Origin of the sequence: Pusillimonas sp. (assembly GCF_029263785.1) — a bacterium.
GTDB lineage: Bacteria > Pseudomonadota > Gammaproteobacteria > Burkholderiales > Burkholderiaceae_B > Pusillimonas.
Genome location: NZ_JAJUFE010000010.1, coordinates 14,384 through 36,690 on the forward strand (window position 1 = coordinate 14,384; position 22,307 = coordinate 36,690).

Genomic DNA, 22,307 nt, shown 5'->3' on the forward strand with positions numbered 1-22,307 from the left:
GCATTGGTCGTATGATACTGGGTTATCGTCCACTACCGTTTCAGCCGCATTGGCGGCCACATGGAGACCCTCTATGTCAGATCTAGTCAAGACAGAAAATGTCGACGGCGTACTTGTCATCACGATCAATCGACCCGAAGCACGAAATGCCATCAACTACGAAACCGCTGTTGCCATGGCAGAGGTGTTCGAGCGGATGGATGAAGACAGCAGCGTAGCGCTGGGTATATTGACGGGTGCCGGCGGCACTTTCTCGTCAGGAATGGATCTCAAGGCTTTTGCAGCGACCGGCCAACGTCCGTTAGTGGGGCGCCGCGGATTTGGAGGCCTGTGCGAAAAGGGTCCGCGCAAGCCGCTCATTGCAGCGGTCGAAGGGTATGCCCTGGCGGGGGGCTGCGAACTTGCCCTGGCCTGCGACATGATTGTTGCTGCCAGCAACGCCAATTTTGGTCTGCCCGAAACCAAGCGTGGCCTGGTGCCAAGCTCGGGAGGCATGCTGCGCCTGCCTCAGCGCATTCCCTACCATATTGCCGTCGAAGTCATTCTTACCGGTGAAATGTTTCCGGCCGAGCGCGCGCATCACTTTGGCTTGGTCAACCGCTTGGTCGAGCCCGGCAAGGCACTGGAAGGTGCGCTCGAGCTGGCTCGTATCATCGCTGCAAACGGCCCGCTGGCCGTGCAAACTGCAAAAGAGATCATTCAGGAATCCAGGGACTGGCGTCAAGCAGACATGTTTGATTTGCAGCGGCCGCGATCGAGCCCCATTTTTGAGTCGGCCGACGCCAAAGAAGGCGCGAGGGCATTTGCCGAAAAGCGCAAGCCCGTCTGGACCGGCAAATAGAATTCCCGGCTTTGTTTTTCACTAACCCCAATTGTTATGACGACCATCATCAAAGAAGATGACCTGATCCAGTCGATTGCCGACGCGGTGCAGTTCATCAGCTATTACCATCCCGCGGATTACATCCAGCATCTGGCACGTGCGTACGAGCGCGAAGAAAGCCCGGCTGCGAAGGACGCAATCGCCCAGATCCTGACAAACTCGCGCATGTGCGCAGAAGGGCGACGTCCCATCTGCCAGGACACCGGCATTGTCAATGTCTTCCTGAAGATCGGGATGAATGTACGCCTCGATACTCAGCGTAGCCTGCAAGAGCTTTGCGACGAGGGCGTACGTCAGGGCTATTTGAACCCCGACAACCCATTGCGGGCATCGGTGCTGGCAGATCCCCTGTTTACGCGCAAGAACACACGCGATAACACGCCCTGTATCGTAAACGTCGAGCTGGTGGCGGGTGACACGGTTGACGTGCAGGTAGCCGCGAAAGGTGGTGGGTCCGAGAACAAGACCAAGTTCGTCATGTTGAACCCCAGCGATTCGCTGGTGGATTGGGTACTCGAAACGGTTCCCAAGATGGGCGCGGGCTGGTGCCCTCCCGGCATGCTGGGCATTGGCGTAGGCGGTACCGCCGAGAAGGCCATGCTGATGGCGAAACAGGCGCTGATGGAAGACATCGACATGTACGAGCTTTTGCGCCGCGGCCCAAGCAACAAGCTCGAAGAGCTGCGCATCGAGCTTTATGAAAAGGTCAACGCCTTGGGCATCGGCGCTCAAGGTCTGGGTGGGCTGACCACAGTGCTCGATGTAAAGATTAATACTTTCCCGACGCACGCGGCATCAAAGCCGGTGGCAATGATTCCAAACTGCGCAGCGACCCGCCACGTCCATTTCGTGCTCGATGGTTCGGGCGCGGCCAATCTGACTCCACCGTCATTGTCGGAATGGCCGGATGTGAACTGGGCGCCTGACTACAACAAGTCACTGCAAGTCGATTTGAACACTCTGACAAAAGAGCAGGTTGCCAGCTGGAAACCAGGTCAGACATTGCTGCTCTCGGGCAAGATGCTGACGGGTCGGGATGCGGCCCACAAGCGGATTCAAGAGATGCTGGAGCGTGGCGAGCAGTTGCCTGTCGACTTCACGAACCGTGTCATTTATTACGTGGGGCCGGTTGATCCGGTGCGTGATGAGGTGGTGGGTCCGGCAGGGCCGACGACAGCGACCCGCATGGACAAGTTCACGGACATGATGCTCGAGAAGACAGGTTTGATCTCCATGATCGGAAAGGCAGAGCGCGGGCCAGTAGCGATTGAGTCGATTCGTAAGCATGGGTCGGCCTATCTGATGGCCGTGGGTGGCTCTGCGTATCTGGTGTCCAAGGCAATACGCGGAGCACGTATAGTGGCTTTCGAAGACCTGGGCATGGAAGCGATTTACGAGTTCGACGTGAAGGATATGCCGGTGACGGTGGCGGTAGATGCCAGCGGAACGTCGGTGCACGAGACCGGTCCGAAGCAGTGGCAGCGATTGGTTGAGATTCCTGTGGCTGTGCAGTAAGCAGCCGGCTGGTTTCTGCTGATTGAATAAGGGCTTCGAACTTCGGGCCCTTATTTTTTGCTTGTGGAGCGTCAGTCTTCCAGGGGGCAGAAAAATAAAGTGCCGAATCTGCATACCTTGTCGGGTGTGAAGCTCTGCCTTGCGAGATATTTGCCGCTGTAGCGAAATGTCCGCCGGCGCTACTAATTCGCTGAGGGCAAGCGATGCAGGACCTGGTCCGCGCACAGCGCGACCCAGTCAGCACAGGGTTTGCCGTGTACATGGATGTCGGGCGTGAGGTCGAGAAGGGGTCGCAGCACGAAGGCACGCAAGTGCATTCGCGGGTGTGGAACCTCAAGTCGGGGCGAATTGATATATTGCTCGCCGTATAGCAGCAGATCCAGGTCCAGGGTGCGCGGCGCGTTTTGGTAAGGGCGTTCGCGACCGTGTAGTTGCTCGATATGCTGCAGGGTATCGAGCAGTACTTCAGGGGCGAGCAAGGTCTGGAACCTTGCGACGGCGTTGATGTAGTCCGGGCCGCTGGCGTCGATGGGGGCGCTGCAGTAAAGCGGGGAAAGCTTCAACTGGCGGATGCCCTCGACTTGGGCCAGCTGTGTCGCGGCCTGCTGAACCGCCTTGCCGGCATCACCCAGGTTTGCCCCCACGCCAACGTAGGCAGTGGTCCAATGCTTGCCGGTATGAGGGTCTGAATTGGCCATAGGTAACGAGATTGGCAGGATGTACGGGAGCCGAAACGGATGTCTCGATGCATCAGCCCGCTGCTACGTCTTGCGTGGCAACGGGTTTGCGGCGGCGGCGACGGCGTTTTCTTGATTTTGCAACCGCCGTGCCGGTGTTCTGGCGCTGGTATTCGTCAACCATCTGGATGCGCGTGTTGCTGTCGGCGTTGGCCAGATCCATCCACCACTGTGCCTGCACGCTGTCGACCTCGCGGGCTTCGGCGCGCAGCTGAAGAAAGTCGACGGCCGCCCTGAAACGTTGGTGTTCGAGCATACGCCAGATTGCGCGCGGCGTGGCACGCTCGAAGCGGGGCTGCATGAACCAGATCTCACGCATGTCGGCCTGGAAGCGGCGCTGGATGGCCAGGGTACGGGTCTGTTGGTCGATGACGTTGTCAGCGGCAATGACAAGGGCCTGGATGGGGTGTTCGCCATTGGCGGTGATATCGACCCATTGCTTGTTGACCAATTGCCATAGCAGGGCGGCGAATAGAAAGCTGGGGCTGACGGATTTTCCGGTGCGAACCCGCGAGTCGGTTCGTTCGAGGGCGAGGGCGATGAAGTGTTCGCCTTCGGGTTGATCGAGCAGGTCGTCGATGACAGGCAGCAGACCCTGCAGAAGGCCCAGCTCGCGCAATTGTTGCAGGCACTTCATGGCGTGACCACATGTCAGCAGCTTGAGCATCTCGTCAAACAGACGGGAGGCCGGAACGTTTTTTATCAGTGGTGCGAGCTTGCGGATAGGAGCCGATGTCGCGGGGTCGATGGCGCCGTTCAGCTTGCAGGCAAAACGTACTGCACGCAACATGCGGACCGGGTCTTCGCGATAGCGGGTCTCGGGGTCGCCAATCATGCGAACGACCCGGTTCTTCAGATCGGCAACGCCCCGATGGAAATCGATGACCTCTTCCTTGATCGGATCGTAATACAGGGCGTTGATCGTGAAGTCGCGCCGCGCAGCGTCTTGCTCGTGAGTACCGAAAAGATTGTCACGCAGGATTCGACCGTGCTCATCCGTGACCTGGTCAGCTTCGTCAGCCGGCGCGCGAAAGGTGGATGTCTCGATGATTTCCTGACCGAAGACGACATGTACCAGCTGGAAGCGGCGTCCGATGATGCGTGCCCGGCGAAACAAGGGGCGAATCTGCTCGGGTGTGGCGTTGGTGGCCACGTCGAAGTCTTTGGGTTCGAGCCCGATGATGAGGTCACGTACTGCGCCACCGACAATATAGGCCTTGAAGCCCTTTTGCTGCAGCACTTCGCAGACTTTGATGGCGTGTCGCGACACGTTGCGACGATCTATTCCATGCTTGTCGCGCGCAAGGCGCTCTGGACCGCGTGGTGCCGGTATGGCAAAGAAGCGGCCGACAAAGTTTTTTATTGTCTCTTTCAGCATGGGTGTATTTTAGGACTTTGCGTCCTGCATGTCCTTGAAAATATCGAGGATCGGCCAGCCTCGCGTCTCGGCCACCTGTCTGAGAGTCGGGCTGGGATTCGCCGCGATGGGGTGGGTTACCGCTTCAAGCAAAGGAAGGTCGTTGGTCGAGTCACTGTAAAAGTAGCTGCGCTCGAAGCTGTGCAGGCTAAGGCCTTGTGAATCCAGCCAGGCGTTTACGCGGGCGACCTTTCCTTCCTGAAAGCTGGGGACGCCCGCAATGGCACCGGTATAGCGACCGTCGCGCATTTCGGGCACGGTGGCGATCAGATGGGGGATGTTGAAGGCGCGAGCGATCGGTGCAGTGACAAATTCGTTGGTGGCCGTGACGATGGCGCACAGATCGCCGCGCTGCAGGTGCTGGTCTACCAGCGCTCGTGCGACAGGCAGGATGTTGGGCTCGATGACGTCACGCATGAAAATCCGGTGCCATTCCATCAACTCGGAAGTCGTGGCGGCGGCAAGCAGGCCCAACATGAATTCGGCTGCTTCCTGGGCAGTCAGGTTGCCCGCGTTGTAACGCTCCATCAGTTCGTTGTTGAGACGTTGAGCTTCAACCGGGTCGCCGGCGCGGCCGGTGCGGGCCAGAAAGTCGGCCCATTGATAGTCGCTGTCCAACGGCAGCAGGGTGTGGTCCAGGTCAAACAGGGCCAGATTCTTTGGAGTGGTCATGCAGTGTCGTCGGGCGACCTGGAGGCCGCCAGCAAATCCTTTAATAGTGGCAAGGTAATGGCCCGGTGCTTTTCAAGTGAATAGCGGTCGAGCGCGTCGACCAGGGCACTAAGATGATTCATGTCGCGGGTATAGTGGGTAAGCACCCAGTTGGTGACTTCCGGTGTCAGTTGAAGGCCGCGCTCCTGGGCTTGCGCCTGCATGGCTTGTGCCCGTTCTGCGTCAGATAGCTGTTGAAGGCGATAGACAAGGTCCCAGCCAAGGCGTGTCCGAAGGTCTTCGCGCAACGGCATGGCCATGGGTGCCCGATCGCCGGCCAGCAGCAGGGCGAAGGCCCTGGCTCCTGCGGAAGCTTCCCGCCAGCGATTGTACAGGGCAAACAGCGCCGATTGCCCCTCAGCGTCCAGAAGCTCGACTCCGTCTATGGCAATCAGGCGAAATTTCAAATCCTCGTTCTGGTTGATTTCCGCCAGTCGTGACGATACGTGATTTGCTTCAATATATAGGTTGTCGGGAGCTTCACCCAGGGCGCGAAGCAAATGGCTGCGGCCCGAGCCGGGCGACCCCCACAGATAGATGGCCCTCCCGGGCTGGCATTTCCGCAGTGCGTCGATGGCAGCTGCGTTATCGCCCACTACGAAGTTGTCCAGGGTGGGCGGTGGCGGCGGAAGAAGATCGAGGAGGAGTTGACGGGGCATTGCCGGGGGTAAAAGCGTAAAATGCGCTGAACGATTCAGTTAAACACGCAATTCTTACATATCCCACGGCTTTTCTCATGACTACCAAAAATTCCGCTCCCTTGACTTACCGCGATGCCGGTGTGGACATTGACGCCGGCGAGGCGCTTGTCGACCGAATCAAGCCGCTCGCGGCTCGAACCATGCGTGCCGGCGTGATGGCCGGCATTGGTGGTTTCGGAGCGTTGTTCGAGATGCCCAAAGGCTATACCGAACCCGTGCTGGTGGCCGGAACCGACGGTGTGGGCACCAAGCTTCGCCTGGCGTTCGAGTGGCAGCGTCACGACACCGTGGGTATCGACCTGGTCGCCATGAGCGTCAACGACATCCTCGTTCAAGGCGCCGAGCCCCTGTTCTTTCTCGATTACTTCGCCTGCGGAAAATTATCTGTTGATACGGCCGCGAGCGTTGTCGGGGGCATTGCCAAAGGTTGTGAACTTGCCGGCTGTGCCCTGATAGGTGGCGAGACTGCCGAGATGCCGGGCATGTATCCGGATGGTGAGTACGACTTGGCCGGATTTGCGGTAGGTGCCGTCGAGAAGTCCCTGATCATCGACGGAAAATCTATTGCCGAGGGCGATGTGGTGCTGGGGCTGGCTTCCAGCGGAGCACATTCAAACGGGTTTTCGCTGCTTCGCAAGATACTTACGCATGCCAATGCGCGGCCAACGCAAGAGTTGGGCGATCGCCAGTTGGGCGATGTGATCATGGAGCCCACCCGCATCTACGTCAGGTCGGTGTTGGCCGCCTTGCAAAAGCATCGCAGTGCCATAAAAGGGCTCGCCCATATCACGGGTGGTGGCCTCCTGGACAACGTCCCCCGCATTCTGCCGTCAAATCTGGCCGCCCAGCTGCACCGCGACGCCTGGACGATGCCCGAGCTGTTTCAGTGGCTGCAAAAAAACGGTGGCGTGGAAGACGCAGAGATGTACCGGGTGTTCAATTGCGGCATCGGTATGGTGATTGTTGTCCCTGCCGACCAGGCTGATGCAGTATCGGATACCCTCAGCAGTCATGGCGAACAGGTCAGCCGCCTGGGAAGCATTGTTCCCCGCGTGGGCGACGCCGCTCAAACTGTCGTCATCTAGGTTGTTCAGCTTTCGTGCAGGGCAACCGTCCCTGGCACGAATAGCCGGTTTGACCTGCCAGCGTGGCCGGGATCTGCGTCGTTCAACAAGTGGCAGACCCGGCGGACCAGATTTTGCCGGCTGATTCCACGACTTGCTGTGCAGCATCGTCTGACAGGCAATCCACCACTATTCGATCAGGTTGCGACCTTAACCACGTCAGTTGGCGCTTGGCCAGTTGGCGGGTAGCGGCGATGGCCTGTTCTATGGCTTGGGGCAGGCTGATCTTTCCGTCAAGGTGATCCCAAAGCTGACGATAGCCCACACATCGCACTGATGGCAGGCCCGGGTGGAGGTCCGGTCGGCGATGCAAAGCGGCCACCTCATCAAGCAGGCCTTGCTCAATCATGGCCAGATACCTTTGCCGGATGCGCTCGTGAAGGATCAGCCGATCGGAGGGCTCCAGGCTGATCGTCAAGAATTGGTGTGCGGGCGCTTCCTTTGCCGGGCGTTTGTCCAGCAGCTCTGACATAGGCGTGCCGGTGAGCCGATATATTTCCAGGGCCCGCTGTATTCGTTGGCTATCATTCGGAGCAAGCCGTGCTGCTGTTTTGGGGTCTACGGCAGCAAGTTCCCGGTGCATGGCCGGCCAGCCCTGTTGCAGGGCTTCGGCATCGAGCTGAGCCCGAGTGGCCGGGTCGGCGCGCGGAAGATCATCGAGACCGTCGCGCAGGGCTTTGTAATACAGCATGGTGCCGCCACACAGCAGCGGGATGTTCCCCCGTGCCTGTATTTGGTCGATCAAGGTCAGCGCGTCCGTGCGAAAGGCAGCGGCCGAGTAGCTTTCCGCCGGGTCACGAATATCCAGCAGATGGTGAGGAATGCGCTCCCGCTCGTGGCGCGAGGGCTTGGCGGTGCCGATATCCATGCCACGGTAGATGGTGGCGGAGTCCACAGTGATGATCTCGATGGGCCAGTGTTGCGCCAGCGCCAGCGTCGAAGCGCTTTTGCCGGCCGCGGTGGGGCCTGCAATACATAAGATAGGGCTGCTCATTGTCCACGCAGGAAGAAGCGGTCGATTTCGCCAAGCTTCCACTGTATCCACGTAGGCCTGCCATGGTTGCATTGGTCGGCACGTTCCGTGCGCTCCATCTGTCGCAACAAGGCATTCATCTCATCGAGCGTCAACCGGCGATTGGCGCGCACTGACCCATGGCAGGCCATGGTTGACAGCAGCATGTTGCGTTGTTCCGTTAAAAGTGCAGAACTTCCGACCTGTGCAAGATCGCTTAACACGCCGCGAGCCAGTGATTCGAGATCTCCGTGGGCTAGCAGGGCGGGTACCGCCCGAATCATTATTGTGTTGGGGCCCGATGGTCGAAGCACAAGACCCAATTCGGTCAGGCTGGTTTCGTGTTCTTCGACCAGGCCCATTTCTTTGTCGCTGACCGAAATCACGACGGGGACCAGAAGTTCCTGGCGGGGCAGGTCGCGTTCGTCCATGGCTGCTTTCAGCTGCTCGTACACAACGCGTTCATGTGCCGCATGCATATCAACCAGGATCAGCCCGTCTTTGTTTTGCGCAAGGATGTAGATGCCATGAAGTTGCCCCAGGGCCATACCCAAGGGGAACTCGTCTTCCTGGTGGGGCGATCGGTGATCTGGCGTTGCTTGCTTTGATGCCTCCTGCACCTGCAGGGGCTGATATAGGTTGTGCCACTGCTCAGTAGAAAGCCCTCCGCGCTCGTTCAGGCGCAAGGCAGTCTGGCGAAAAAAGGGCGCATACGAATCAGGTGCGCTGGATGCAGGGCTTGGTGAAGACATCCCCACTTCGCTGCTGCTACGGATTTCTGGCCGGGCATTATCGCGCTGGGACAGGCCCGACTCCAAGGCGTTGTCACTGAGCGGTGAAGGCCCGTTATCGATGGTGGCCCCGGCTGCATGACTTAAAGCGTGGGCGATCGCCGACGATACAAATCGATGCACAGCCCCGCTTTCGCGGAACCGGATCTCGTGCTTGGCCGGATGCACGTTGACGTCAACCGTTGCGGGGTCGACTGATAAAAAGAGGACATAAGCAGGCTGGCGGTCGCCATGCAGCACGTCAGCGTATGCCTGCCGGACCGCATGCGCGACGACTCTGTCGCGTATAAAACGGCCATTGACGTACAGGTACTGTTTATCAGCTCGGGGGCGGGCGAACGCAGGGCGTATCACGAGGCCGCGCAAGGCGATCAGTCCCGACTCCAGTTCCACGTCCAGGGATTGCTCACAGAACTCCCTGCCGACAACGTCGAGTATTCGCTGCCGTATGGACCCCGCTCGCCAGTTCTTTTGCGGCCGGTCGTTGTGGAACAGGCGAAAATTCACCGACGGGTGCGCCAGGGCGATGCGCTCAAGGGCATCGACACAATGCCCATATTCAGTCGCCTCCGAACGCAGGAATTTTCGGCGCGCGGGGATGTCATGGAAGATCTGCCGAATATCAACGGTAGTGCCGATCGAGCCGGCAGCTGCTTCCGGTTTAGCGGCGTTAGGTTCAATCTGCCACGCGTGATCGTCATTTGCCGTGCGAGAGATCAAAGTCAATCGCGAGACAGAGGCAATCGATGCCAAGGCCTCGCCCCGAAAACCCATCGATGCAACAGACTCGAGCTCGTCGAGTGATCGAATCTTGCTGGTCGCGTGTCGGGTCAGGGCTAGCGACAGTTCATCCGGCGGAATGCCGATTCCGTCGTCGTTGACGGCGATGCGCTTTATGCCGCCACCCTCCAGTCGAATCTCGATATTGCGTGCCTTGGCGTCAAGGGCGTTTTCCAGCACCTCTTTAAGTACCGATGCAGGACGTTCGATAACTTCGCCGGCAGCAATCTGACTGACGAGAAGATCGGGCAGTGGAGCGATGGAGCGGCGTTCTGACATCTTTAGCTCAGGAGCGCGCCACCCGCTCGCCAGGCAGCATACAGCAGCGTCGAAAAATAGATTACGGTCAAAATGGTGGCAAGGTAGCCCAGCAAGATGAACAGGCCGTCGCGCTGAAGCATTCCCATGGTCAGAAACAGGATGGCGACAGCCGGTGCAGTATTTGAAAATGGTATCAGGCCAAACGGCGCCATCAGCAACAGTCCCGCAAAGATCAGGACAAGGCCATTGAAGCGCGCAAATGCCCCTGCGGAAAGCATCGGCATTCTGGGCAACACCCATGCATCAAGCCTGGACACAAAGTTTACGCCTTTGCGCAACGCGGGCAGGAGCTTGGCCGTCTCGAGCGGTCGATCAAGTATGCGCTGCGGCAGCCAGGGCAGCCGATTCATGGTGATGGCCACCGCAAGCAGGACGATGGCTGCGCCAAAAACCGTCGATACGCCGGGGATTGATACCGGAATCAGAAACGGCAGCGTGGCGATGGCGCAAAGCACCAGCAAGCCTTGTTCTCCGATGGCAGTCATCAGGTTTCGAAGGGTGACAGTTTCGCCGTGTATGCCATCGATGGCGCGGGATAGGGTTTCGCTCAAGGGAGCACTGGTGTCGCTGAAATGCATCGGACTGGTCGGTGGTTGAGCCGGCCTTTATGGTAGCAGTTTTCGACTGGCCGCCCTCGGCGGGAGGGCGGCAATATGGAGTGAAGTCAGTACATAAAAAATGGCAGACTTCGCTGACGGAATGGCTCAGGCACGCCTGGCCAGGCCGGGGCTGGAAGCAAAGTAGCCGTTGATGCCTGCCAGCATGGCCTGCGCGATGCGTTCCTGGTGCGCAGCACTACGAAGAAGACGCTCTTCTTCGGGGTTGCTGATGAACGCCGTCTCGACCAGTATCGATGGAATGTCGGGAGCCTTGAGTACGGCGAAGCCAGCCCGCTCCACACTTTTCTTGTGCAAGCGGTTGATCTTGCCGATTTCCGACAAGACATTGCCTCCCACCTTGATCGAATCATTTATCTGGGCAGTGGTGGAAAGCTCGAGCAGCACCTGGGCCACCTGCCTGTTATGCGAGCCCAGATTGACGCCACCGATAAGGTCGGCATCGTTTTCCTTCTTAGCAAGCAATCGTGCCGTCGTACTCGTGGCGCCGGTTTGCGACAGTGCGTACACCGACGAGCCACGGGCCGAGGGCTTGATCCATGCATCTGCATGAATGGAAATGAAAAGGTCCGCTTTTACCCTTCGTGCCTTTTGCACGCGTACATGCAGTGGTACGAAAAAGTCTGCATCGCGGGTCAGATAGGCGCGCATATTGGGTTGCGCGTCAATGAGCTTTTTAAGGCGTTTGGCGATGCTGAGCACAATGTCTTTTTCGCGCGTGCCGCGAGGCCCGATGGCGCCGGGGTCTTCGCCTCCATGTCCCGGATCCAGCGCAACCAGAATCGGACGCGTTGACGGAGTGGGCTTTGCGACGGCGGGTGGCGGCGAAGGCTGAACCGGCTTCTTTACCGTCGGAGGAGACTTTGGCAGGGATTGCCCCTCGACAGACGGGATGGGCGCTGCATCCGGAGCGTTCTGTGCGAGATTTTCCAGGACATCGGCCAAGGGGTCTTCGTCCTGAAACGCGTTGGCAATGGCCATGAGCGGATCTTGTGCAACCTGGGGGTACAGGTCGAGCACAAGCCGGTATTTGTATTCGCCGATCGGTTTGAGCGTGAAGACCTGTGGCGCGATGGGCTGCTTCAGATCAAGCACCATGCGGATCACATCCGGCCGATTTTGGCCGACCCGCACGGACGCAATGTAGGGGTCATTGGGACGCACTTTCGACACAAGGTCGTTGAGCTTGTTGCTCATGGTGAGTCCTTCAATATCAACGACCAGTCGGTGCGGATTTTCGAGCGTGAAGTGTTCTGCCTTCAGCTCGCTGTCCATTTCGAGGGTTACGCGAGTGTACTCGTCGGCCGGCCAGGTGCGCACGGCAAGGATCGTGCTTGCCATTGCCAGCCGGGGAACGACCGGCAGCACCAGCAAGGTGGCTGCAGTGGTCAGGATCCGGCGGCGGGTGAGTCCCTGGGCGGAAATTCCTGGAGGTGGGGTGCCAGTGAAGTCAGCCATGTTTGTCCTTTGTTGCTATAGGCGGCCAAGCGGGCCTTTCGACCGTCGCCTTCATAGACCAGCGTTATTTCCAGGTCTGGTGCGGGCAAGAGGGAGCCCGCTTGCTCCGGCCATTCGATCAACACAACCGCTTGTTTTTGCAGGAGATCTCGGAATCCTGCGTCGATCCACTCCCTTGGGTCAGCAAATCTATAAAAATCAAGATGATAGAAGTATAAGTTAGAAACTTTATAGCTTTCAAGCAGGGCATAGCTGGGACTTTTGATTCGACCTGTTACCCCGCAGGCCCGCAGAAGCGCTCGTGTGAAGTGAGTCTTGCCGGCCCCAAGATCGCCTTTCAGGTGGATGTGCCCGCCGCGAGCGCCGCCTTCATCGGCCTGCATGACAAGGGGGGCCAAGTATCCGGCGAGCTCGTCGGTGACGCTTTCATTCGCCAAAAAAACATCAACTTCTGCTAAAGGTGCTCTATTTTGCATTTTTCAGTGATGGGTGAAGGTGGCAGGGATGCATGCGCGCAGAAGGGGGCTGCGCCGCATGCCCTCATGATCGGGACTGGCCTGCGCACATTATCCGGGATGAAAAAAGTGGTGCTTGAGTCTATGCCAGTCCGCGAGAAGTCTGGCGTCAAACCGCAGCTTTTTTTGGCGCATAAACAACAACCAGCCGCGTACATCGCCCGGTGCCGGCTCAGGCGTGCCTGCTATACTTTCGCTTCTTTGCCCCCGTAGTTAAATGGATATAACTTTCCCCTCCTAAGGGAAGATTGTAGGTTCGATTCCTGCCGGGGGCGCCAAGCCAGACAGGCCGGGGTGCCAGTCGTTCTTTAGGCTGACAGGTCACGGCAAAGGGTCTTGCTATGATCGTCTCGCACAGGGAGACATCATGGCGACCGAACCGCTTCTGTACGAGAAAAAAGATCATATCGCGGCCATCACACTGAACAGGCCCGAGGCTCACAACGCCCTTACGCCAAGAATGCTGTGCCTTTTGGCCGATGCGCTCATTGATGCCCGCGACGATCCTTCAGTCCGGGCAATCCTTCTCGCAGGATCAGGAGGCAAAGCCTTTTGCAGCGGCGGAGACCTGGGTCGTACTCTTCCACTTCTGACGGGCGATCGCCGGCCCGAAGATGCTTGGGATGAGCGTCTGCTTACCGACCCGGGGATCATGCAAGCGTCCTCCCTATGCGATCCCCAGCTACATAAACCGGTTGTGGCCGCAGTGACAGGCATATGCATGGCGGCAGGCGCCGAGCTCTTGTTGGGAACCGATATCCGGGTTGCCTCCATGGATGCCCGCTTTGCCTGGCCGGAAGTTCAGCGTGGCCTTATTCCGTTTGCCGGCTCCATGACAAGGCTGCCGGCACAACTTCCGTTTTGCCAGGCCATGGAGCTTATGCTGACGGGCGAAGCAATCAACGCCGAAAAAGCATTACAACTGGGACTGGTGAATTACGTGGTGCATGGGCCCGAGGTGATGGACGTTGCCCGACGGATTGCGCGACGCATCGCGGACAACGCTCCACTGGCAGTAGTCGAAATCAAGAAAACCACTCAGGCGTCGCTAGGAGTGCCGCCGATTGAGGCGTTCGCACTTGAAAAGGAGGCCTACAGGCGGGTCATGGCGACAGAAGACGCCCGCGAGGGCCCACGTGCGTTCATGGAGCGCAGGGCGCCCGTCTACCGCGGCCGATAGCCAGACGTGCTATGTCAACATGCGCAAGCCGCAGGCTTTTTTTGGCGCAAAATAAAGATTAAAGGTTCAAGGGTGTTTGCATGACAGCTATACAGCTTGATGGAAAAGTCGCTGTTGTTACGGGCAGCGGTCGCGGGGTGGGGCGCGAGATAGCAAAAGGGCTGGCGCGCGCGGGTGCCGCCGTGGTGGTAAACGACGTGGACAAGGCCGCTGCAGAAGAAGTCGTTGCGACCATACAGGCTGAAGGGGGGCAGGCGTTGGCGGAGGTCGTGGCCATAGGCTCGTCTCAGGCCGCGCAACGCTGTGTCGACAGGGCAGTGCAAGAATTCGGCCGGCTCGACATCATGTGTACCAATGCCGGCATACTTCGTGACAAGGTTCTCTGGAACATGTCCGACGACGATTTCGATGCCGTTATCGATACGCATCTGCGTGGCACCTTCACCTGCGCGAGGGCAGCTGTCAGGGTGTTTCGCGAACAGAATGACGGCGGACGACTCCTTCTGGTGTCGTCGATAGCGGGCCAGCGGGGCAATTTCGGTCAAACCAATTACGCCGCGGCAAAGGCGGGTATCGCCGCATTTGCGCGCACCTGGGCCATTGAGTGTGCCCGAATGGGGGTGACGGTCAATGCTGTGTTGCCCATGGCATTCACCCAGATGGTTGCCACCATTCCTTCCATGGCCCCTTATGTGGACATGATCGCTCAAGGCAAACCGTTGCCATCATCGTTGCGCTCGGGCATGGGTCTGGGCCTGCCCGAGGATGTGGCCCCCTTGTTCGTGTTCCTGGCTTCCGATGCCGCCCAAGAGATCACCGGGCAGTGCATAGGCCTGGGTGGCGACAAACTCACTTTATGGAGTCACCCTCAAGAAATTCGCAGTGCCTATCGCTCCGGCGGGTGGACGGCCGAGTCTATCGCAGAGGCATGGAAAAGTTCGGTTGGGCAGCAGTTGGAAACCTATGGCATACCCATGCCTGCGGATGAATGATTTGCTGGTGCCAATGGTGCTGTGGGGTTGGCCTGTATTGTTCGAACGCATCGGTCGACGCGTGACATCGCCAATAAGGCCAGAAGCGGTGATGCCTTAATGCTTGGGAATCGCGGCCTCTACCGGCCTGGCATCAAGCAGTTGGACCAGTACCGAGGGGTCGAGGCTGATCAGGTAACCGCGTCGGCCGCCATTCAGATAAATGCACGGGTAATCGAGCAAAGTCCGTTCTATCCATACCGGCATCTTCTTGCGGGTGGCAAATGGTGACGTGCCCCCGACCAAATAGCCGGAATGGCGTTGCGCCGTAGCCGGAGCACAAGGAGCGACTTTCTTGACTCCGATCTGACGCGCCAGGTTCTTGGTGGATACTTCGCAATCCCCATGCATCAGCACGATCAGCGGACGCGCGCTCTCGTCTTCCATGACAAGCGTCTTGGCGACCCGGTTGGGATCCACCCCCAACTGGCGCGCTGATTCCATGGCACCACCATGTTCAACGTAGTCATAGGGGTGCTCGTCGAACTTCACCTTGAGACGCCGCAGCAACTGCGTTGCAGGGGTTTCGGTTATGTGTTTTGCCATATTGAGGTTGTGCCCTAGCCACGTGGATGATGCTGCGCATGCAAGGTCTTGAGGCGCTCGCGGGCGACATGAGTATAAATCTGGGTAGTGGAAATATCCGAATGGCCCAGCAGCATCTGAACCACCCGAAGGTCCGCGCCGTGGTTGAGCAAATGCGTGGCAAAGGCGTGCCTGACCACATGAGGTGACAAGGGCACGTGAATATCTGCCTGCAGGGCGTGCTTGCGTACGATCAGCCAAAACGATTGGCGCGTCATGGGCGCGGCCCGAGCAGTTACGAACAATGCGTCGCAGCGTCGTGAACCCAGCAAGCGCGGCCTGGACTCGAGCATATAGCGCTCAATCCAGTGTGCGGCTTCCTGACCCAACGGGACCAGCCTGTCCTTGCCGCCTTTTCCCATGTTTACGCGCACTACGCCTTCCTGCAGGTTGACATCCAGCAGATTCAAGGCAACCAGCTCGGACACCCGCAAGCCGGTGGCGTACAAGGTTTCGAGCATCGCCCGGTCGCGCAGGCCCAGAGGTGTGGAGTCATCGGGTGCCTGCAGCAACGCATCCACCTGGTCTTCCGACAGCGTCTTGGGAAACCGGGCTGTTTGCTTGGCGGCCTTCAAGGGCAGACAAGGGTCGGCATTGACGCGACCATGTCTCATGGCCCACAAGTAAAACCGCTTCAGTGCAGCCAGGCGTCGATTGGCGGTAGTGGCCTTCGAGCTGGGGTGGCAGTGTGCAAACCAAGCTTGAATATCGGCTGTATCGGCCGCCTCGATGTCCTTCTTGTGATTTTCGAGCAGCCAGCGAGAAAACGCGCTCAGGTCGCGCCGGTAGGCAGATAGCGTATTTTCGGCCAGCCCATCTTCAAGCCAGACGGCGTCCAGAAATTCATCGATCGAGGCGGGTGCAACAAAATCCACGGCGAAGCCCGAAGTACAAGTCAAGAGGGATCCCAACAGGCAATTTTACTCATACCCCCACCTGAGACAGCACGGTACACTTTGCGGCATGGAAAACACCTTGCCATCCCTGACTCTTGACGACCTGGCTGCCGAAAGTGCCGATACGCTGGTGCTCACCGTCAATAACCGATATGCCCGTCGCATCTTGGCCAGCCTCTCGGCCAGGCTCGACCAACATCGGAGGGTTATGGCCTTGCCCGCCATTGTGCCGTTTCGCAGCTGGCTCAGGCAAGCGGGCGACGAACTGTCGTTTCTGCCCCAGGCCCGGCTCGCCTCGCATGTCATCGATGTGTTCGGCTCACGAAGCTTGTGGCAGCAGGTTATTTGCCAACTTGAAACCGAGAACCCGCTGCTCGACTCCGCACAAGCGGCAAGGTTGGCCATGGAAGCCGATCAAGTCATGTCCGAGTGGGGCGTTGCCGTGCTTCCCGAAGAAGAAACGGCCGATCACCAACGGTTCATTCAGTGGCACAACGAATACCGCAGACGGCTCGACGAACTTGATGCCGAAGACGCCACCCTTGGTTATGAACGAGTCTGCGAGGCTGTTGAGTCAGGTTTGTTGCCAAACACCTATGCACGTCTGGTTCTGGCAGGTTTTGCCGAAATCTCGCCTCGCATGCAGCGTCTTGTTTCCGCTTTCCAGCAGCAGGGCGTCGAACTCCTTACCCTTCGCGTCGACGCCACCCCGTCCACACATGTTTGTCGTGTGCCGGCTCCCGATCCCGACACCGAGTGGCGACTTGCCGCGCAGTGGGCATCCCGGATGCTGCGTGAATATCCCAATAAGCGGTTTGCCATCATCGCTGCGCAACTCGAAGCCGACGCTGCACTGGCGCATCGAGTCCTTCGCGAAGCGCTTGCGGGCCGGCCCGGGCATTCCGCGCCGGGTTACAACATTGCCGTGGCCCGACCGTTGGCACAGTGGCCGCTCGTCCGGGCGTCTCTGGCATGGTTGCGCCTGTTATCCCAGCTGATAAAAAAGGGGAAGTGTCGTCCCGCTGAAGCCGGCGAAGCCTTGTTGCTGGGGTACTGCATGGCACACTTGGCCGAAGCTGACGGGCGCGCACGCATTGATGCTGCTTTGCGCGCCGACGCCGTCGTCAGCCTTTCTGTTTCCGAGTTTGCGCGCCGGCTTGCGCAACTGACACCCCAACTTGCACAAGCCTGGTCGGCATGCTTCGAGCATGCTCTCGAAAACTCTTCAGCAGCAACTATCGAAACCTGGGTGGCGCGCTTCAGATACTGGCTGCAGCAATTGGGGTTTCCCGGCGAGACCGCAATGTCCAGTCACGCCTTCCAGACCATAGAGGCGTTCGAGCGGGTGCTCGAGCGCCTGGCGCAACAGACTGTCGTCATGGGTCGCGTAGACCTCTTCGAAGCGGTAGCGGCCTTGTCGACAATCACAATGCAAACGCCGTTCCAGCCGCAGCGTGATCCGGCGGCACGACTCGACGTGCAGGGTTTTCTTGAAGCCGAGGGCGGGCAGTGGGACGGAGTGTGGATTCTGGGTCTTACCGACGAGGTCCTGCCATCTGCTCCCAAGCCCAATCCGCTGTTACCCTTATCCGCCCTGAAGCGTGCCAACGCGCCGCGCGCAACCCCGGAACGAGAACTGCATTGGGCGCGTACCATGTTCAACTCGTTATTGTGTACTGCTCCCAGTGTATGGGTCAGTCATGCACTTCTAGAGGGCGAACGCCAACTTCGAGCCAGTCCACTCATCGCGGCGTATCCTTCCGAAACGCACTCCTGGCAATGGCCAGATGTTCACGTGGCCGTAATCGAAAGCCTCACCGACGACAAAGGCCCCGCGCTATCGCCGGACACCATTACAAAAGGGGGAATCGCCGTCATCGATACTCAGGCCCGGAATCCGCTGTGGGCGTTTGTCCGCTACCGCTTGGGTGCCAGTCAAATGAGTGACTACGCCGAAATGGCCAGTCAGAGCGCTCGTGGCATCTTCCTGCATCGAAGCATGGAACTGGTTTGCAAGAATCTGCTCAATTCCGATACGCTGCGCACCTGGCACGACCAAGGCAAGCTTGCAGACCTCATTCAAGACTCGGTCGAGTGTGCTGCAAATGAATGGCTGTTCGACTACGGGATGGCAGTGCGTGAACTCGAGATCAATCGGGCAGCCGCCATATTGCACGATTGGTTCGAACTCGAGCGCCATCGTGGCGAATTCTCTGTTCAGGCGATTGAGCAATCGTACGAATGGACGCGAGGGCCCTTGCGGCTCACATTGCGTCTGGATCGCATCGATCAGCTACCCGATGGTTCCCTGGCCGTCATCGATTATAAAACCGGCGGTGCAAGTATCGACCCACGTTCAGACTGGATGCGTGATCGGCCCGTGGGCTTGCAACTGCCGTTTTATGCTGCGGTGCTGGCTCAGGATCAGGCTCCGGTCAGCGCATTGCTAATGGTGCGGCTGCATGCACGCGGAATCGAGGTCAAAGGGCTTGCTGACGGCGACTGTGGCTTTACGGGGCCGGCGCACGTACACGAGTGGCCGGCCTTCGAACACCTTGATTGGGATGGCCTGATGGCCCAATGGCGTCGGCATGTCGAACTCGTTGCTGACGAGTACGCGAGCGGCCTGGCGGCCAACTACGTGCTGCGGCCTGACGATCTCAATTATTGCGACGTAATGCCTTTCCTGCGCCTTAATGAAGAGGTCGACCATGTCATTTAAGTCGCCATCCGATGCGGCCGTGCGCCGTCAGGCGCTGGATCCCGGTCGTTCATTTCTCATTCAGGCACCGGCGGGTTCCGGAAAAACCGAACTCCTCACTGATCGCATTCTTGCTCTGCTGGCAACAGTCGAGCGGCCCGAAGAAATTCTGGCAATAACGTTTACGCGCAAGGCTGCCTCCGAAATGCACGCGCGAGTGCTGGCCAAGCTCCAGGCCGGCCAAGGGCCAATGCCTCCAGAGCCGCACAAGCAGGCCAGCTGGCGCCTGGCTCAAAGTGCCATGGCCCGCAACACCCAGAAGCAGTGGAACTTGCTCGAATATCCAGCAAGGTTGGGAATTCGAACCATAGACTCGTTCTGTTCGGGGCTCGTGCGCCTTACTCCCTGGCTCAGCACACTGGGCGGATTGCCAAGCGTCACGGAACAGGCCGACGAACATTATCAAGAGGCGGCCAAAGCCACGTTGGCGATGGCGGATGACGACGAGAAAGTGGCGAGGCTGATCGCCCATCTGGATGTTGACTTGCGTGCTGCGCAGGACCTTATCGCAGCGATGCTGGCCAGCCGCGATCAGTGGTTGCCACTGCTGGGTGAGGGAAGCGATGCAGGCCGCCTGTTGCATAATCTGATCCAGGCAGTCCAGGCTGATCTCGTTCAGCTTGCGCAATGTATGCCGCCGGGATGGTCACAGGCGTTATCTCAACCGCTGTCTGCCGCGATCGAAGCATTGCGCAACAGCGAGAAGCCCTGCAGTTTCGAAGCTTTGTCCGGATGGGATGGCACTGCGCTCGAGCCATCCTTCTCCCAGCTTTCGCGTTGGCAGGCTCTTGCCAATGCCTTGCTGACCCAGACCAATACGCTGCGACGTACGGCAGACAAGCGTTTGGGCTTCGACCCCAAATCGCCCCACAAAGACACTTTCCTGAAGTGGTTGTCCGGATGTGATCCCGACGAGCCGTGGGTTGAATGCCTTGCCCGCATTCGCACTGCGCCTTCCGGTGGCTACGATCCCGAACAGCTGGCAGTTCTGGGCGATCTCATCCACGTTTTGTGGTTGGCCACAGCACAGCTCAAGCTTCGCTTCAGCGAAAAGTCCGAGGTCGATTTCATCGAAATATCTCAAAGTGCTCTTCAGGCCCTGGGCAGTGCCGACAATCCAAGCGATCTGCTACTGAAACTCGACGCGTCCATCAAACATTTGCTGGTCGACGAGTTTCAGGACACCAGCCAGTCTCAGATACGCCTGTTGACATCATTGACAGCGGGCTGGGAGCCCGGAGACGGCCGGACCGTGTTCCTGGTAGGTGACCCGATGCAGTCCATTTACCGCTTTCGCAAAGCAGAAGTAGGATTATTTCTGCACGCAAAGGAAAAAGGGCTTGGCAACATAGCTCTTGAGTCGCTTAACCTCACCGACAACTTCCGGTCCCAGGCCAACATTGTCGATTGGGTGAACCGCTCGTTTCAACCCCTTTTTCCGAGCCAGGCTGATCCAGGCATGGGCGCGATTCCCTATACGCCTTCTACCGCCTACCACGACGCCCTGGGCGATGTTGGCGTCGAACTGCATCCTGTCTGGACGCATGCGTCCATCGACCCCGCCTCGGCGTCGCTAACGGCTGAATCCATCGCAGTCCGGCTTGCGCGCGATGCGCTGAAGCGTCACGCCGACAGTAATCATCCTGTCGCAATTCTGGTTCGTGCACGCAGCCATCTGCAAGAAGTCGTTCGCCGGCTTGCAGCAGAAGGCATACCCTGCCGCGCGGTCGAGCTTTCCCCCCTTAAATCCCGCCAAGTCGTAAGCGATGCTGTCCAGCTTGCCCGGGCTTTGTCGCATCCTGCTGATCGACTTGCCTGGCTGTCGGTTTTGCGCTCTCCGATGTGTGGATTGACGTTAACGTCCTTGCACGCAATCTTTGGCAGCGATCATCACACTTCGCCGCGTGAGTTGCTGATGCGCTGGCTGCAAGGCGACCTCCAGAACCAGCTCGCGCCGGACGAGGCCGAACGCCTGCGGCATGCATGCTCGGTGTTGCTGGATGCCTCCAACTCGACGGGGAGTGTGCCGTTGGCTGCATGGCTGCAGTCCTGTTGGGAGCGTCTGGGCGGGCCACAGGTTTATCCCAGCCCCAGCGACAGGGCAGACGTCGAAAGTCTGTTTCGCCTGATCGAAAAGCTCTGGCCCTACGGAGGGCTGGATCCCGCCGAGCTCGAGCTGCGCCTTGAGCGTCTGTTCGCAGCACCCGAGGGGGCGGAGCGCTCGGTCGAGGTCATGACTATCCATAAGTCCAAAGGCCTGCAGTTCGAAACCGTGATCCTGATGGGAATGCATCGCCGGCCCCGCGCTGACACGCAACCCCTGTTGCGACTGGAACATAGCGAGGGGCGCTTGCTGCTGGGCCCGATCAAGAACCGGGCATCGGATGATCCCGACCCTGTTTCTACCTATCTGGCCGAACGTGAAAAGCGACGCGCCGCTTACGAGGCAGACCGCTTGCTATACGTTGCGGTTACGCGCGCATGCCAGCAATTACACCTTATCGGGGAAGTTGCTCTCGACGATGAAGGAGGCATCAAGGAACCATCGGCTTCGAGTCTTCTGGGGCGCCTGTGGCCGCATATGCGCCAGCCTGAGCCTCCTCCTCTGGCGGAAGTGCTTGCAGGTCAAAATGTACAGCCCCCCCGGTCAACCCCACGCCCCTTGCTGCGCGTCACTGCCGACAGGTTATCTCAGCCGTCGGCACCCGTGGGCGCAAGCGAGCCGGCATCAGTCTGGCAGTGGGCTTCCGACACTACCCACGAGGCGGCAATTGGTACTGTGGCTCATGCCTGGCTTGAACGGTTGGGACGCCAGGGCCTGGACGCGTGGTCAGAGTCACGCATACATGAGCACCTGCCGGTGATACGCAAACAATTGGGTCGGGCGGGGCTCCCGGTGTCCGCGCTCGACGCCGCGGCCCAGGTAGTCAGTCACACCTTGTGTGCTACCTTGGCAAGCGAGAAAGGGCGGTGGCTGTTGAATGCTGCCAAAGCTCAACGGGAATGGTCTTTACTTGATGTCTCTGGCCGCGTCTCGGTGATTGATCTTGCGATTGCCGACGAAGAGGGTTGGCTGGTGGTTGATTACAAGACTTCCATGCCACCCGCGACAGAAGACCCTGAACAGTTCGCGGCACGCATGAGATTGCGCCACGGCGAACAGTTGAAACGGTATTGCGAGCAGGTTGCCGCGCTCGACGGCCGCCCCGCGCGCGCAGCCCTGTACTTTCCCAGAGCCGATATTTGGCTGGAGTTCTGAAGATTCGTGCGAC

At 58.9% G+C, this 22,307-nt stretch carries 18 protein-coding genes and 1 tRNA gene; 8 read left to right on the forward strand and 11 right to left on the reverse strand.

Annotation, left to right across the window (positions count from 1 at the left end; all coding sequences use genetic code 11):
- Positions 1 to 73 precede the first annotated feature (73 nt).
- Both Q1J88_RS04685 and Q1J88_RS04690 read left to right on the forward strand, forming a co-directional pair.
- Positions 74 to 841 carry a crotonase/enoyl-CoA hydratase family protein gene (locus Q1J88_RS04685; protein WP_301116392.1) on the forward strand — a complete coding sequence of 256 codons (768 nt, stop codon included), beginning with the start codon at positions 74 to 76 and terminating at the stop codon, positions 839 to 841.
- Between the two features lie 36 nt (positions 842 to 877).
- The gene (locus tag Q1J88_RS04690) at positions 878 to 2,398 is read left to right on the forward strand and encodes a fumarate hydratase (RefSeq protein WP_301116393.1); all 1,521 of its coding nucleotides are present in this window, start codon (positions 878 to 880) and stop codon (positions 2,396 to 2,398) included.
- Positions 2,399 to 2,580: 182 nt separating this feature from the next.
- Here the strand turns inward: Q1J88_RS04690 and folK are convergent, their stop codons facing one another.
- The 4 genes from folK to hda are packed head-to-tail and all read right to left on the reverse strand — an operon-like array spanning position 2,581 to position 5,922.
- Complete coding sequence (gene folK / locus Q1J88_RS04695) at positions 2,581 to 3,096, reverse strand: 2-amino-4-hydroxy-6-hydroxymethyldihydropteridine diphosphokinase (RefSeq protein WP_301116394.1); 516 nt, start codon at positions 3,094 to 3,096, stop codon at positions 2,581 to 2,583.
- 52 nt (positions 3,097 to 3,148) lie between these two features.
- Entirely contained in the window at positions 3,149 to 4,513 is a 1,365-nt protein-coding gene (pcnB, locus tag Q1J88_RS04700; protein ID WP_301116395.1) for a polynucleotide adenylyltransferase PcnB, read from the reverse strand.
- A gap of 9 nt (positions 4,514 to 4,522) precedes the next feature.
- Positions 4,523 to 5,224, reverse strand: a complete 702-nt coding sequence (locus tag Q1J88_RS04705) for an HAD family hydrolase (RefSeq protein WP_301116396.1) — start codon at positions 5,222 to 5,224, stop codon at positions 4,523 to 4,525.
- On the reverse strand, positions 5,221 to 5,922 hold the full coding sequence (hda, locus tag Q1J88_RS04710) for a DnaA regulatory inactivator Hda (protein ID WP_301116397.1): 702 nt from the start codon (positions 5,920 to 5,922) through the stop codon (positions 5,221 to 5,223). The genes Q1J88_RS04705 and hda overlap by 4 nt, the downstream gene beginning before the upstream one ends.
- Positions 5,923 to 5,999: 77 nt before the next feature.
- On the opposite strand from hda, the gene purM reads away from it, so the two are divergent.
- The gene (gene purM, locus Q1J88_RS04715) at positions 6,000 to 7,049 is read left to right on the forward strand and encodes a phosphoribosylformylglycinamidine cyclo-ligase (protein ID WP_301116398.1); all 1,050 of its coding nucleotides are present in this window, start codon (positions 6,000 to 6,002) and stop codon (positions 7,047 to 7,049) included.
- 82 nt (positions 7,050 to 7,131) lie between these two features.
- Here the strand turns inward: purM and miaA are convergent, their stop codons facing one another.
- The 5 genes from miaA to tsaE all read right to left on the reverse strand — a co-directional run bounded on the left by miaA (position 7,132) and on the right by tsaE (position 12,543).
- Positions 7,132 to 8,082 (reverse strand): tRNA (adenosine(37)-N6)-dimethylallyltransferase MiaA, encoded by a 951-nt coding sequence (gene miaA, locus Q1J88_RS04720; RefSeq protein WP_301116399.1) that lies wholly within the window; start codon positions 8,080 to 8,082, stop codon positions 7,132 to 7,134.
- Positions 8,079 to 9,950: a DNA mismatch repair endonuclease MutL gene (gene mutL / locus Q1J88_RS04725; RefSeq protein ID WP_301116401.1), complete on the reverse strand. Its 1,872-nt coding sequence runs from the start codon at positions 9,948 to 9,950 to the stop codon at positions 8,079 to 8,081. The genes miaA and mutL overlap by 4 nt, the downstream gene beginning before the upstream one ends.
- A gap of 2 nt (positions 9,951 to 9,952) precedes the next feature.
- Positions 9,953 to 10,570 (reverse strand): exopolysaccharide biosynthesis protein, encoded by a 618-nt coding sequence (locus Q1J88_RS04730; RefSeq protein ID WP_301116403.1) that lies wholly within the window; start codon positions 10,568 to 10,570, stop codon positions 9,953 to 9,955.
- Between the two features lie 126 nt (positions 10,571 to 10,696).
- On the reverse strand, positions 10,697 to 12,067 hold the full coding sequence (locus Q1J88_RS04735; protein WP_301116404.1) for an N-acetylmuramoyl-L-alanine amidase: 1,371 nt from the start codon (positions 12,065 to 12,067) through the stop codon (positions 10,697 to 10,699).
- A complete protein-coding gene (tsaE, locus tag Q1J88_RS04740) occupies positions 11,998 to 12,543 on the reverse strand; it encodes a tRNA (adenosine(37)-N6)-threonylcarbamoyltransferase complex ATPase subunit type 1 TsaE (protein WP_301116405.1) in 546 nt (181 codons plus the stop codon). The genes Q1J88_RS04735 and tsaE overlap by 70 nt, the downstream gene beginning before the upstream one ends.
- Before the next feature lie 242 nt (positions 12,544 to 12,785).
- Between tsaE and Q1J88_RS04745 the strand changes: the two genes are divergently transcribed.
- From Q1J88_RS04745 to Q1J88_RS04755, 3 genes are all read left to right on the forward strand, one after another.
- Positions 12,786 to 12,860 (forward strand) — tRNA-Arg (locus Q1J88_RS04745).
- A gap of 89 nt (positions 12,861 to 12,949) precedes the next feature.
- Positions 12,950 to 13,762: an enoyl-CoA hydratase-related protein gene (locus tag Q1J88_RS04750; RefSeq protein ID WP_301116406.1), complete on the forward strand. Its 813-nt coding sequence runs from the start codon at positions 12,950 to 12,952 to the stop codon at positions 13,760 to 13,762.
- An 80-nt stretch (positions 13,763 to 13,842) separates the two neighbouring features.
- Positions 13,843 to 14,754: an SDR family oxidoreductase gene (locus Q1J88_RS04755; RefSeq protein WP_301116408.1), complete on the forward strand. Its 912-nt coding sequence runs from the start codon at positions 13,843 to 13,845 to the stop codon at positions 14,752 to 14,754.
- Positions 14,755 to 14,850: 96 nt separating this feature from the next.
- Here the strand turns inward: Q1J88_RS04755 and Q1J88_RS04760 are convergent, their stop codons facing one another.
- Positions 14,851 to 15,339 (reverse strand): aminoacyl-tRNA deacylase, encoded by a 489-nt coding sequence (locus tag Q1J88_RS04760; protein WP_301116409.1) that lies wholly within the window; start codon positions 15,337 to 15,339, stop codon positions 14,851 to 14,853.
- Between the two features lie 14 nt (positions 15,340 to 15,353).
- Positions 15,354 to 16,253, reverse strand: a complete 900-nt coding sequence (xerD, locus tag Q1J88_RS04765; RefSeq protein ID WP_301116441.1) for a site-specific tyrosine recombinase XerD — start codon at positions 16,251 to 16,253, stop codon at positions 15,354 to 15,356.
- Positions 16,254 to 16,341: 88 nt separating this feature from the next.
- Between xerD and Q1J88_RS04770 the strand changes: the two genes are divergently transcribed.
- Together Q1J88_RS04770 and Q1J88_RS04775 are read left to right on the forward strand one after the other, a co-directional pair.
- Positions 16,342 to 18,996: a PD-(D/E)XK nuclease family protein gene (locus Q1J88_RS04770; protein ID WP_301116410.1), complete on the forward strand. Its 2,655-nt coding sequence runs from the start codon at positions 16,342 to 16,344 to the stop codon at positions 18,994 to 18,996.
- Positions 18,986 to 22,294 carry an exodeoxyribonuclease V subunit beta gene (locus tag Q1J88_RS04775; RefSeq protein WP_301116411.1) on the forward strand — a complete coding sequence of 1,103 codons (3,309 nt, stop codon included), beginning with the start codon at positions 18,986 to 18,988 and terminating at the stop codon, positions 22,292 to 22,294. The genes Q1J88_RS04770 and Q1J88_RS04775 overlap by 11 nt, the downstream gene beginning before the upstream one ends.
- Positions 22,295 to 22,307: the final 13 nt, after the last annotated feature.